Annotated in this window: 11 protein-coding genes; 5 read left to right on the top strand and 6 right to left on the bottom strand. The window is 61.8% G+C overall.

Annotation, left to right across the window (positions count from 1 at the left end; genetic code table 11):
- Positions 1–4: 4 nt before the first annotated feature.
- Entirely contained in the window at positions 5–892 is an 888-nt protein-coding gene (gene rarD, locus V7787_RS25645; RefSeq protein ID WP_064493276.1) for an EamA family transporter RarD, read from the top strand.
- Here the strand turns inward: rarD and V7787_RS25640 are convergent.
- The gene (locus tag V7787_RS25640) at positions 855–2426 is read right to left on the bottom strand and encodes a TerC family protein (protein ID WP_064493275.1); all 1572 of its coding nucleotides are present in this window, start codon (positions 2424–2426) and stop codon (positions 855–857) included. The two genes, rarD and V7787_RS25640, sit on opposite strands and share 38 nt — an antisense overlap.
- A gap of 291 nt (positions 2427–2717) precedes the next feature.
- Between V7787_RS25640 and V7787_RS25635 the strand changes: the two genes are divergently transcribed.
- On the top strand, positions 2718–3299 hold the full coding sequence (locus V7787_RS25635; RefSeq protein ID WP_064493274.1) for a LysE family translocator: 582 nt from the start codon (positions 2718–2720) through the stop codon (positions 3297–3299).
- On the opposite strand, the gene V7787_RS25630 is transcribed toward V7787_RS25635, so the two are convergent.
- From V7787_RS25630 to V7787_RS25620, 3 genes are all read right to left on the bottom strand, one after another.
- The gene (locus V7787_RS25630) at positions 3264–4112 is read right to left on the bottom strand and encodes a helix-turn-helix transcriptional regulator (protein WP_064493273.1); all 849 of its coding nucleotides are present in this window, start codon (positions 4110–4112) and stop codon (positions 3264–3266) included. The genes V7787_RS25635 and V7787_RS25630 overlap by 36 nt on opposite strands.
- 47 nt (positions 4113–4159) lie before the next feature.
- A complete protein-coding gene (locus V7787_RS25625) occupies positions 4160–5278 on the bottom strand; it encodes a glycosyltransferase 61 family protein (RefSeq protein WP_064493272.1) in 1119 nt (372 codons plus the stop codon).
- A 229-nt stretch (positions 5279–5507) separates the two neighbouring features.
- On the bottom strand, positions 5508–6662 hold the full coding sequence (locus V7787_RS25620) for a hypothetical protein (RefSeq protein WP_003253880.1): 1155 nt from the start codon (positions 6660–6662) through the stop codon (positions 5508–5510).
- Between the two features lie 451 nt (positions 6663–7113).
- Here V7787_RS25620 and V7787_RS25615 point away from each other — a divergent pair, with 451 nt between their 5' ends.
- From V7787_RS25615 to V7787_RS25605, 3 genes are all read left to right on the top strand, one after another.
- Positions 7114–8733, top strand: a complete 1620-nt coding sequence (locus V7787_RS25615) for an NADP-dependent glyceraldehyde-3-phosphate dehydrogenase (protein ID WP_020190270.1) — start codon at positions 7114–7116, stop codon at positions 8731–8733.
- Between the two features lie 110 nt (positions 8734–8843).
- Positions 8844–9323, top strand: a complete 480-nt coding sequence (locus V7787_RS25610) for a VOC family protein (protein ID WP_064493271.1) — start codon at positions 8844–8846, stop codon at positions 9321–9323.
- A 51-nt stretch (positions 9324–9374) separates the two neighbouring features.
- Positions 9375–10556 carry a hypothetical protein gene (locus V7787_RS25605; protein ID WP_064493270.1) on the top strand — a complete coding sequence of 394 codons (1182 nt, stop codon included), beginning with the start codon at positions 9375–9377 and terminating at the stop codon, positions 10554–10556.
- Between the two features lie 114 nt (positions 10557–10670).
- On the opposite strand, the gene ilvA is transcribed toward V7787_RS25605, so the two are convergent.
- Together ilvA and V7787_RS25595 are read right to left on the bottom strand one after the other, a co-directional pair.
- Positions 10671–12230 carry a threonine ammonia-lyase, biosynthetic gene (gene ilvA, locus V7787_RS25600; RefSeq protein ID WP_081273300.1) on the bottom strand — a complete coding sequence of 520 codons (1560 nt, stop codon included), beginning with the start codon at positions 12228–12230 and terminating at the stop codon, positions 10671–10673.
- Between the two features lie 181 nt (positions 12231–12411).
- Entirely contained in the window at positions 12412–12843 is a 432-nt protein-coding gene (locus V7787_RS25595) for a PACE efflux transporter (RefSeq protein ID WP_010954313.1), read from the bottom strand.
- Between the last annotated feature and the right edge of the window lie 106 nt (positions 12844–12949).

Genomic DNA, 12949 nt, shown 5'->3' with positions numbered 1-12949 from the left:
ATTCGTGTCAAAAGGCATTGTTTCATCGGTCATGGCGTCCTGCCTGTTCGCTGTGATGTACTACTATACCTCCCTGCTCAAGCCACTCGATGGCGAAGAAATCTTTGGCTGGCGCACCCTGCTGACACTGCCCTGCCTCACATTGTTCATGCTTGTCTCGAAAGACTGGAAGCGGGTGGGCGAACTGATGGGCCGGGTAAAACGCACGCCGGTGCTGTTGCTAGGCATGATCGGCACTTCCTGGCTGATGGGGGTGCAACTGTGGCTGTTTCTCTGGGCGCCCCTGCATGGGCGCAGCCTGGAAGTGTCGATGGGTTACTTCCTGCTGCCACTGGCCATGGTCCTGACCGGGCGGCTGGTATATGGCGAGCGGCTGTCACGCCTGCAGACGGTAGCCGTGGCCTGCGCCGCACTGGGCGTAGGCCACGAGCTGTACCAAAACGGCAGTTTTGCCTGGGAAACCCTGCTGGTAACGATCGGCTACCCGATCTACTTCGTGCTGCGCCGACGCTGCCGCACCGACCACCTGGGCGGCCTGTGGTGCGACATGTGCCTGCTGCTGCCGTGGGCGCTGTACTTCGTGATCCAGAGCCCACTGTCCAACGCTGACCTGCAAGCACACCCCGGGCTGTACGTGTTGGTACCGATCCTTGGCGCGATCAGCGCTTCGGCGCTTATCGCCTACGTGCTGGCCAGCCGCATGCTGCCATTCAGCCTGTTCGGCCTGCTCAGCTACGTCGAACCCGTGCTGCTGGTAGGCGTGGCGTTGCTGCTGGGCGAAACCATCGGCCCGGATCAGTGGCTGACCTACCTGCCAATCTGGGCCGCAGTACTGGTGCTGGTGCTTGAGGGCTTCAAGCACCTGCTACGTCAGCGTCGCCGTTCGGTGTAAGCCGTACCTGGCGTACCCGTCGCTCTTCAACCGCCTCCACGGTCAGCATCCAGCCATTCCAGGCTAGCCGGTCACCGACCATCGGCAGGCGGTCGAGCAAGCTCATCACCAGGCCCGCAAGGGTCTGGTAATCCTCGGTAGCACGGGCGCTGAAGCCAGTACGCGCCTGCACCTGGCTGAGGTTCAGCGCGCCGCTGACCACGAAGCCTTCCCCCTCCTGAACGATGCCCGGGCCTTCAACCTCACTGGCATCCGGCAGCTCACCGGCAATCGACTCAAGGATGTCGGTCATGGTCAACAGCCCGGTGAAGTCACCGAACTCGTTGACCACGAAGGCAATATGGGTCGACTGACCGCGCATTTGCTCCAGGGCATTGAGGATGCTGAAGCTCTCCAGCAGGTTCAACGGCGCCCGGGCCATGCTTTCCAGGTCGGGCTGGCTGCCCGAGAGCAGTTCCTTCAGCAGTTCCTTCTTGTGCACAAAGCCCAAGGGCTCGTCCACGCGACCATCGCGGATCAGCGGCAGGCGCGAGTACGGCGAATTGGCCAGGGCCTGGGCAATGGCGTCGGCCGGTTGCGCCAGGTCGATCACATCAACCTCGGCACGGGCAGTCATCACCGTACGAATCGGCCGCTCGGCCAGGTTCAGCACGCCGCTGATCATGACCCGCTCACGGCGGTCGAACAGCACCTCTTCCCCGCCACCCTCGACCAGGTCGGCAATCTCCTCGCCGACCTCGTCAGCCTCGACCCGGCGGCCGCCCAGCAGGCGCAGCACGGCATGGGCAGTACGTTCGCGCAACGGCCTGTGCTGTTGCAGGCTGCGCTTGCGGCGGGCACGGGCCAGCTGGTTGAACAGCTCGATCAGGATCGAGAAGCCGATGGCCGCGTACAGGTAGCCTTTCGGGATATGGAAGCCCAGGCCTTCGGCGGTGAGGCTGAAACCGATCATCATCAGGAAGCCCAGGCACAGCATGATCACCGTAGGGTGGGCGTTGACGAAGCGGGTCAGCGGCTTGCTGGCAACGATCATGATACCGATCGAGAAGATCACCGCGATCATCATCACGGACAACTCATCGACCATGCCGACCGCCGTGATCACGGCATCCAGCGAGAATACCGCGTCCAGTACCACGATCTGGGCAACGATCGGCCAGAACGCGGCATGGCGCAGCGTGCCGCTGGCCTGGGTCACGTGACCTTCCAGGCGTTCATGCAGCTCCATGGTGGCCTTGAACAGCAGGAACACACCACCGAACAGCATGATCAGGTCACGGCCAGAGAAGCTCTTGCCGAACACTTCGAACAGCGGTGCGGTCAGGGTGACCATCCACGAAATGCTGGCCAACAGGCCCAGGCGCATGATGAGCGCCAGGCTCAGGCCAATGACCCGCGCGCGGTCGCGCTGATGGGGCGGCAACTTATCGGCAAGGATGGCGATGAACACCAGGTTGTCGATACCCAGCACCAGCTCGAGGACGATAAGCGTCAACAGGCCTAACCAGGCCGTGGGGTCGGCTAGCCATTCCATTAGCGGGTACTCACGAGGGGCACGTCACAAGGACGGGAGAAGGATGGCCAGAAAGGCCGAAGACTGGGGGGCTCCGCGAAGGTGCTCATATAGACCTTGATAACAAATTGGGAGAACGATGCTACAAGCACAGCAGGTTTCTGTAGTAGCGCAAAACTATTACAAAACCTGTAACAACCCTGCATCGCCATTAGCCCTGCAGGTGCGAGTCGTGCGCAGGTACTTTTGTTCAATACAGCAGAACGCCGGCCACGCGAGGATAACGCCTCCCCAACCACGCGGATCTTCCTCATGAGCCTATACCTGTCCATGGCCGCCTTCGCCCTTGCGGCCTCGATCTCCCCCGGCCCGGTCAACATCGTCGCCCTTGGCATCGGTGCCCGCCATGGCCTGCGCGCCAGCGTTGCCCATGTGGCCGGCGCCACGCTGGGGTTCTGCCTGTTGCTGGTGCTGGTCGGGCTGGGCCTGCATCAACTGCTGTTGCGCTGGCCCTTGCTGGGCCTGATGTTGCACTGGGGCGGGGTGGCGTTTCTGCTGTACATGGCGTGGAAGCTGGCCAGTGACGACGGTAACCTGAACAACGCACAGCCTACCCAAGCCCCTTCAGCCTGGCACGGCGCAGCGATGCAGTGGCTGAACCCCAAAGCCTGGTTGGCAGCCGTTGCCGGGGTGGGTGCCTACACCGGCGGTGAACAGCACTTGCTGTGGCTGTTTACCTGGATCTACGGGCCGATCTGTTTCATCTCGGTGGCCTGCTGGGCCTGGGCCGGCAGCGTGATTCGCCAGTACCTGGACAACCCACGCCACCTGCGCATGCTCAATCGGAGCCTGGCCGTGTTACTGGTCGCCAGCGCGGTTTACCTGATCCTTTAAGGCTTGCACGGCTCCTGCAGGAGCGCCCAGGCTAGCGACGGCATTTCTGTAATGCCCCGGTGTCGCCGCCAGGTGCTGTTTGAATGCCCGCTGCAGGTGTGCCTGATCAGCGAACCCGGCCTCCTGTGCAACTTCAGCAATTGAGCGGCCCTGGCGCAACTGCGCCCGGGCCAGTTGCACGCGCTGGTCTAGCAGGTAGCCATGCGGCGTCAGGCCGAAGCGTTGGCGAAAGGCACGAATCAGGTAGGACCGAGACAGGCCGCAAGCCCCGCAGATGTCCTCGAGGCTGAGCGGGTCACTGCGATGGGCGCGTATGAACGCTGCCGCTGCATCCAGCCGTGGGTTGCCCTCGCCACCCTCGCTGGCATTACCACCAAGCATGCCCGGCAACTCGTGAAACAGGGCCGCCAGGCGGGCTTCGCGATCAGGCAGCCTGGCATCGAACAGGTCGGCAAAGGCCTGCAACAGCCGCCGATACAACACAGGCGAGCGGCTCCAGGTCTGCGTGGGCAGGGTAAAACCCACTGCTTGCAACCAAGGCTGATCGACGAACAGCATCAGGTAAGACCAGGGTTCCCCGGCAACAGGGTTGCAGGTATGCACCACACCCGGGTTCATCAACACCGTGGTACCCGCCCCAACCTCAACGCACTGGTCACTGTTGATGTAAGTGCTACGTCCCCCCGTGATCACCCCGATGGAGAAACTCTCGTGAGAGTGCGCGGCGTAGCACACCTTGCGCCCGTCCCCTACCCGTCGGGCTTCGACGAACGGCAAGGCAGGGTCGCGCCAAAACCGTGATACCTCGATCATCCTCTACTGCCCTGCCCGCCGCTGATCCATGCACGGATACTACACATTTATCGAGGGAACAGATCCAGCGTGCGCTCCACCTCGTCAATATCGATCCGGAAACCATCGCCTTCCGGTAGGCCTACCACAAAGCCGAAATGCTGGTGATCACGATCCGTCAGGTATTTGTAGTAACTGACGAAACGGTTCGGCGGCTGCAAAGTCAGCAGGCAGCCTCCCGCCTGCAGCACATTCACGCCATGCACCAACTGGCTACCCTCCACCCCGATGACCACTTTAGCCCCGGCGCAGGCCGCGACAATGCTCGGCACATCGGACTTCAGCGGGTTGACGATGCGAAAACCGCGGGTAGTACGCAAGTGTTCGGCAAGCTCCAGCTCGTTGCGCAACAGGCGCAGGTCACCATCACCGCCCCGCAACAGGAAAACCCCCGGGTGCTGCGTGTACGACACATGCGAGAGCAGCTTGTCACCCATGGCTCGGTAGCGAGCATGCCGGCTGCGGTTGTTGCTCTGGTCATCGAACAGCACCAGCTCACGGAAGAACGCACTGCGCAGGCGCAAAGGCTTCATGTCCAGCCAGTCTTCATAGGCCGGTGCCTGGGTAAACAGCGGATACCTGGCAGACGGGGCGGTGGTCACCGGGATGCCCTCGTTGCAGGCCAGCGCATAGGTCGGACAGTCTTCCATCAACCAGGTGCCGAACCAGGCGTTACCGTTTTGCGTGCAGTAGATTGCAGCGCGATCGATTTCATTGTCGATGAGGATGGTCGGGAAGGTACTCGGCTTCTGTGACAGCCAATGGCTGGCTTTGCCCTTGTACAACGCCCCTTCGACCAGCCATACATCCTTGATCAAGTAGCCACGGGTTGGCCCTTGCAATGTGTTGACGCCCCCCTCCATGGTCTGCGCCGGGTGCACGTAGGGGTAAAACCGCTTGCCTTCCCAGCCCGTCACCCGCTCCAGCTGACCAGGCAGGAAAATGGCCGGCGGCGAAACCGTGGCTTCGCCCGGGGCGATGTCCCAGCACTTGGTGGCGACGCTCTTGAGATCGGTCGCCGTTTTTCCACCCAGCCGTTTGCGCGCCATGTGGCGGTAGGCGGCCAAGGTCCAGCTGTGTTGCCTGGCTGCGGGCGATGCACTGAACTGCGAGATGTCGCTTCCCATGAAGCGTCCTCCCTTGATGGCGAAGTGTGGAGCCCGGCGCTAGGCGCTGTACGAAAAGTCTTGAGACGCGGGTCAGGCAAGGCGAAAACAGCCGAGGAACGGCCGGGGTCGCGCCCGACTGTACTGGAGTACATGAGCATTCCGAGGCTGTTTTCAACGCAGCATGAACCAGTATCAAGGCTTTTCTTACAGCGCCTAGGCGCCAGATCAAAGCATCCCTGGCAGTTACTCAATTGCTCGTGACTCTTTCCATGGTGGGCGGTGATTGCAAGCTGGCGTAACGGCTGCGCAACGTTTGCACAAACGGTTCGCCTGCCCCGCTGCCGCCATAGAGATAAATCTTGTGCAGGCCACCAAACACCATTTCGTGATAGCGACTGGCAACTTCTTCATCGCTTGGGCCATCCGGGAGCCCCAGATGCAACGTCAGCTTGTCGCCTTCGACCGCGAACATCGGCGTATCCCACAAGAACTTTGCCGTACCGGTCTTGGGCAGGCGGACAAACAGGTACGCATGGTTACCCAGCGAATCGATATCACCACCGCGGCGGCGCTTCCACTTCAGCAGGCCGTCGTCCGGGCGCGCCAGACACAGGCCGATGTCGTAATAATCGAAGCCCTGCTCCAGTGCCCATTCAAGCGCCATGAAGGTGGTGATCGAATTCACCTCGCGCAGTTTCTTCGCATCGGAAAACACCGCCTCGCAATAGCCAAAGCGCAACGTGCTCCAGTAACGCTTGCCGCCGCGTACCACTTCACACCCCAGGTGACAGCCGATCACTTCATCGCCCAACATGATCAAGTCAAGCCGGCCGACACTCTTGGCAATACGGAACACCTCTTCGGTAGGAAACTGCGCGGCATGAATGCCCTGCCGGGCCGAAGCATAAGGGCGCAGCAGATCCCGGTCGGCCATGGCGATTTCTTCGTCCGAAAGAGCTTGGCGCATGTGATACAGCGGCCGGTTCTTGCGAATGCTGCGCCGCAGTTCGCTGTCGTAGCGGGCCGTGATGTCTTCCAGAGGGCGCCCCAAGGGCACCACGGCGCTCAGGTAGTGCGGCACTGACAGCGCCCCCGACGTGGGCATTTCGCTGATGACCACGACGTGGCTGGCAGCCGCCGTGGCACTTGCACCGTCCACGATCGATGCGCTGCCCTGGCCCTTGCCCCCAATCAGCAGCTTGGCCATTTCCCGTTGCTGCTTGCGGCCGATGTAGAGGATTTCGTACGGGCTCTCCTGTTGCGGGCGAAACCTGGCGACTTCCCAACGCCAGAGACAGGCACGCGCCATCATTTCTCGCATTTTGCTGGCCAGCAGCCTGATTTCGTAGCGCATGGAGGGCGACAGGAGCTTGCGCGCCACAGTCGTCAAGGTCTTTTTCATTTCTTCTTCGACGTCCTTTTGAAGTGCACTATTGGCCAATCGGAAAAAGAGAAAAATCCAGCAAAAACACTTAACACTTTGATTTTTATAGTATGGCTTGCAACTTTCTAATCACATTCAGTAACAATTTAAGATGCCTGCAAACGCTTTGGCAAGCGGCTTCTGGCTGACTTTAGATCAAGTTTCATGGCGTCAAATTCCCCGCATCAAACCGACGCTCAACAACACATTTGCTATAACCGTGCCCATCAAGCTCCGCTGGCCACTTCGCTATCCATGAATAACCTTTGACGACTTGCATCAACGTCTCTCAGGCCGCTGACGGATTGCCGGGCAGGCATTGGCGGCCATGTTGAACCAGACTGGTGTTTTTCCGGCAGCCAGTGCATGCTCGCAGCTGAAACGATTCAACTGACTTGAAAACCGCCCTTTGATGTGAGGTGCAGTACCCATGGACCGTTTGCTCGATTCACTCTTCCCCAGCGCCGAGAACATCCCGGAAACCTGGCGCCTGGGAGCCCCACTGGAACAACGCGACTACCTGGTCAACGGTGAGCTCAGGCGCTGGGACGGCCCGTTGGCCACGGTGCGCAGCCCGGTGTGGCTCAAGCAAGGCGACGAAGAGCATCAGGTCATACTGGGCAGCGCCCCGCTGCTGGATGCCGAGACCGCGCTTACCGCCCTCGATGCCGCCGTACAGGCCTATGACAAAGGCCGTGGCGCCTGGCCGAACATGCGCGTGGCCGAGCGTATCCAGCATGTGGAATCCTTCCTTGCCCGCATGCGTGAACAGCGCCAGGCCGTGGTCAAGCTGCTGATGTGGGAGATCGGCAAGAACCTGAAGGATTCGGAAAAGGAATTCGACCGCACCTGCGACTACATCGTCGACACCATCAACGCCCTCAAGGACCTGGACCGCCGCTCCAGCCGCTTCGAGCTGGAACAAGGCACCCTCGGCCAGATCCGTCGCGCCCCGCTGGGCGTGGCCCTGTGCATGGGGCCCTACAACTACCCGCTGAACGAGACCTTCACCACGCTCATCCCGGCGCTGATCATGGGCAACACCGTGGTGTTCAAGCCGGCCAAGTTCGGCGTACTGCTGATCCGCCCCTTGCTCGAAGCGTTCCGCGACAGCTTCCCGGCAGGCGTGATCAATGTCATCTATGGACGCGGCCGGGAAACGGTGAGCGCGCTGATGGCCAGCGGCAAGGTCGATGTATTCGCCTTCATCGGCACCCACAAGGCCGCCAGCGACCTGAAGAAACTGCACCCACGCCCGCATCGTCTGCGCGCCGCACTGGGCCTGGACGCCAAGAACCCGGGCATCGTGCTGCCCCAGGTCGACCTCGACAACGCTGTCGAAGAGGCCGTCACCGGGGCGTTGTCGTTCAACGGCCAGCGCTGCACGGCACTGAAGATCCTGTTCGTGCACGAGGATGTGGTCGAGGCCTTCCTCGACAAGTTTCAGCACAAATTGGCGGCGCTCAAGCCCGGCATGCCGTGGGAACCTGGCGTGGCGCTGACACCGTTGCCCGAGCCTGGCAAGGTCGACTACCTCGATGGCCTGGTTGCCGATGCGACGGAAAAGGGCGCGCGCGTGCTCAACGAAAATGGCGGGCACAGCCGCGGCTCATTCTTCTACCCGGCCTTGCTGTACCCGGTCAGCCGAGAAATGCGCGTGTACCACGAGGAGCAGTTCGGCCCGCTGGTACCGGTGGTGCCCTACCGCGACCTGCAGACCGTGATCGACTATGTGCTGGACTCCGACTACGGCCAGCAACTGAGCCTGTTCGGCAACGACCCGGCCACCATCGGCAGCCTCGTCGACATCTTCGCCAACCAGGTCGGGCGCATCAACATCAATGCTCAGTGTCAACGCGGGCCAGACACCTACCCGTTCAACGGGCGCAAGAACAGCGCCGAGGGCACGCTCTCGGTGGATGACGCTTTGCGTGTGTTCTCCATCCGGACGCTGGTCGCCACCCGCTTCCAGGAGGCCAACAAAGCGCTGATCAGCGAGATCATTCGCAACCGCCAGTCGAGCTTCCTGACGACCGACTACATCTTCTGACCGCCGCGCTTATAGACAATCGATCTAGCATCACTGTCGATTTTCCATCTGGGCGAACGACTCTAAGCAACAGGGCGCCTTTCGGCGCCCATTGCACAGGAGAGTCGAACATGGCAGTCAAACCCATCCCCGAAGGCCAGCACAGCATCACGCCCTACCTGGCCATCAACGACGCCGCCAAGGCCATCGAGTTCTACAAGCAAGCCTTTGGGGCGGTGGAAATGTTCCGTCTCGATGCCCCGGGCGGTCGTGTTGGCCATGCCGAACTGAGAATCGGCGATTCGTCGCTGATGCTGGGCGACCCTTGCGACATGGAGGGCGGCCTCACCGCCAGCCAGAAGCTCAGCGGTGCGGGTGTAGGCCTGCACCTGTATGTTGAAGACTGCGACAAGGTCTACGCCCAGGCCCTGGCCGCCGGGGGCATCCAGTTACATCCCTTGACCGACCAGTTTTACGGTGACCGCAGCGGCACCCTGAAAGATCCGTTTGGCAACATCTGGTTCGTGTCCACCCACAAAGAGGACCTGACCCCCGACGAGATTCGCGCCCGTGCCGCGAAGATGTTCGGCGGTAGCCAAGCGGCGAGTTGAAAGCCGCGCGACTTTGCTTGAAGCTTGAGGCTCGTAGCTTGGAGCTGCTTCATGCGAATCATCGACAAAACCGCCACCCAGGTGCGCAGCCTGACCCCCGCTGAAGAGGAACTGCTGGTCGGCTTTGCCACCGGCAGCCTCGCCGGCCCGCGCCTGCTACAGGCCAACCAGCTACTGATGAAAGTGCGCAACGCCAACCAGTGGCTGGCTTGCGACTGCCGCAACGATGCCTTGCCGGTGCTCAATGTCACTCTCAACGGCAGCACCGGCACACTTTTCCTCAAGAACAACCCGGGCACCGCCGAGCACGCGCCTGGCTGCCCGTTCACCAAGGACGAGCGGGAAGCCGCCGAACGTGAAAACGACCCCGCCCCACCCGCCGCCTGGCTGCCACCCGATACACCCTTGCGCCTGATCAGCGACTTCCGTGCTGGCACGGCCGGCGCCGTCGGTGATGGCAACGACAGACGCGAACAGCAGCGCCTGCTGTCACTGCTGCTGACCTGGATTGAAACCAGCGGGCTCAACCTTTACGCCACCCACCTGAAAAAAGACCTGACCACACAGTTTGCCGAGTTGCGCAGCGTGGCCAGCCGCTATCCGCTGCTGGAGCGGGTGCCCGCCAGCAACTACCTGGAAACCCGCCTGGACATGAAGCACATGATGATGCTCAAGTCCCGCCTGCGCGAAGCGTCTGTGTTCGGCAACCATCGCCGCCACGGCCTGCTGCTGGACTGCGTCGACCAGATCAAAGGGCGCAAGTTGTTCAACAACCGCAGCGAGGACGGTTTCGACTTCCAGGGGCATCACCTGTACTGGGGCGGGAGCCGCACCACCGGGCCGTTGCTGGCGCTGATGATCTACTCGCCGACCAGCGCCGGAAGCCATTTCTATGAGCTGATCCATGTGGCCAGTGTGCCCGTGCTGTCGCGCGCGCACCTGTTCCCGGTGTACCGTGATGAAGAGCGCGAGCCGCTCAAGGCATTGGTGTCGCTGATCGACTGGATGGCCAGTAAAGGGGTGAAAGTGCAGATGCGTCGCCCCGTGATTGGTGGGCAGGTGATGGATGAGCTGGTGCTGACCTCGGACCAGGACCGGGTGTTGTCAGTGTCGCTGCTGGAACAGCCCATCGGCCCCGAGCCGGATACCGAGAACTTCAAGCGCTACGCCGACTTCAAAAGCCTGGAAACGTTCCGCAAGTTCGTTGCCGGCTTTTTCATGCGCGAGCGTTGAAATTGGCTCGCGCAGTTCCCTGCAGGAGATCGCCCTGCCCTTCGGGCGGGGCGGTCACTCAGCGAACACAGGCGGCAAGCGGCTAGACAAGGGTGCATTGGCCGCACAGGCGCGTCAGCCCAGGAACAGCTTGTACGCCGGGTTGTCAGTCTCGTCCCAGTACCGATACCCCATCTCGTCCAGCGTCAACGGCAAGCCCGCCAACTCGTCCGCTGGCACTTCCAAGGCAGCGAACACCCGCGCCTCCGCCGCACCATGGTTGCGGTAATGGAACAGGCTGATGTTCCAACGCTTGCCCAACCGCTCCAGAAACCCCAGCAACGCCCCTGGCCGTTCGGGGAACTCGAAGCGCAGTACCCGCTCATCAGCCCCTGACGCGGCATGCCCGCCGACGGTATGGCGCACATGCAGCTTGGCCAGCTCGTTGTCGGTCAGGTCCAGCACGCTGTACCCCTGCTCCCGCAAGCTGGCCAGCAACTGCTCACGTGGGTCGTGCACCGGGTGGGTCTGCACGCCAACGAACAGGCGCGCCTCCTTGCCGGGGTAGAAGCGGTAGTTGAATTCGGTGATCTGCCGCTTACCCAGTGCCTGGCAAAAGGCCCGGAAGCTGCCCGGCTGTTCCGGAATTGTCACGGCGATGATCGCCTCGCGCTGCTCACCCAGCTCGGCCCGCTCGGCCACATGGCGCAAGCGGTCGAAATTGACGTTGGCCCCGGAGTCGATGGCCACCAGGGTCTGCCCCTGCACACCTTCACGCGCCACGTACTTCTTGATACCGGCCACGGCCAAGGCCCCGGACGGCTCGGTGATCGAACGGGTGTCGTCGTAGATATCCTTGATCGCCGCGCACAGCTCGTCACTGCTCACCGTCACCACCTCGTCGACGAAGTGGCGGCACAGCTCGAAGCAATGGGCGCCGATCTGCGCCACCGCCACGCCATCGGCAAAGGTGCCGACCTGCGGCAGGATCACGCGCTCGCCGACGGCCATGGCAGCCTGCAGGCAGTTGGAATCTACCGGCTCGACGCCGATCACCTTCACGTCAGGGCGCAGGTACTTCACGTAGGCGGCGATACCGGCGATCAAGCCGCCACCGCCCACGGGCACAAAGATCGCGTCCAGCGCCCCCGGGCGCTGACGGAGGATTTCCATGGCCACGGTACCCTGCCCGGCGATCACATCCGGGTCATCGAACGGTGGCACGAAGGTCGCGCCTTCGCTGTCGGCCAGCTTCAGCGCGTGGGCCAGCGCATGCGGGAAGCTCTCGCCATGCAGCACCACATGCCCGCCGCGCGAACGCACGCCTTCCACTTTCAACGATGGCGTGGTGGTGGGCATGACGATGGTTGCCGTCATACCCAGATGCGATGCGGCCAAGGCCACGCCCTGGGCATGGTTGCCCGCCGAAGCGGTGATCACCCCGCGCTCACGCTGCACATCGGTCAGACGCGACAGGCGGGTGTAGGCACCCCGGATCTTGAACGAAAACGTAGGCTGCAGGTCTTCGCGCTTGAGCAACACCTGGTTGCCCAGGGCGGCAGACAAGGCCGGGGCCGCTTGCAGGGGCGTTTCAATGGCCAGGTCGTACACCGGCGCCGCAAGAATGCGCCGCACCTGCTCCGACAGCAGTTGCTGGGGGGTGACGGTAGTACGAGGGACACTGAAGCTGGTCATCGATGACTCCTTGGCTATTTTTACGTTGCCCAGGAGTCAGAGAGAAAAAACCCGCCTCCAGGGCGGGTTCGGTGCACGTACGCGCTAGCCCGCCAAGCTGATAATGGCGGTAATAATAATGGCGTTCACGTGCGGGAATGTATTCATGGGGTAGGAACTTAGCCTGCCTCGCAGCCGAAAGTCAACACTTGGCCTGCTGCGCCGAAAGCGGCACATCGAACACCTTGTCGAAGCCCCACTGGAAGACAAAGGCGTAAACGAAGAAGAACACGAACAACGCCAGATTGGTCAGCAGTGCGGCCCACAGGCTCACGTCCAGCCAGTACGCCACCAGCGGCAACAGGATCACCACCAGCCCACCCTCGAAGCCCAGCGCATGCAGCAGGCGCCGCAGGAAGGTGCGCTCACGTTTGGGCTGGCGCGCTTCCCAACGTTCGAATACCCAGTTGTAACCCATGTTCCAGCTCATCGCGATGCCTGACATCAGCACCGACAGCACGGTCGACTGCGCCATGCCGGCGCCGAACGCCAGCTCCAGTGCGGGCGCCACACAGGCGACGGCGATGGCCTCATAGAGAATGGCCTGGACGATCTTGCGGGCCTTACCTTGCATGTTCAGCTCCCTGAATGAACGACCTGTAAAGCTACAAGATGCAGCCCGCAAGAAACAGCCCGAAATTTGGACAATCCCGCGTTCGGCTGCTTGTATCTATTCCGTA

It is taken from the genome of Pseudomonas sp. CGJS7, from assembly GCF_036961695.1.
This window is presented reverse-complemented; position numbering and strand designations above follow the sequence as displayed.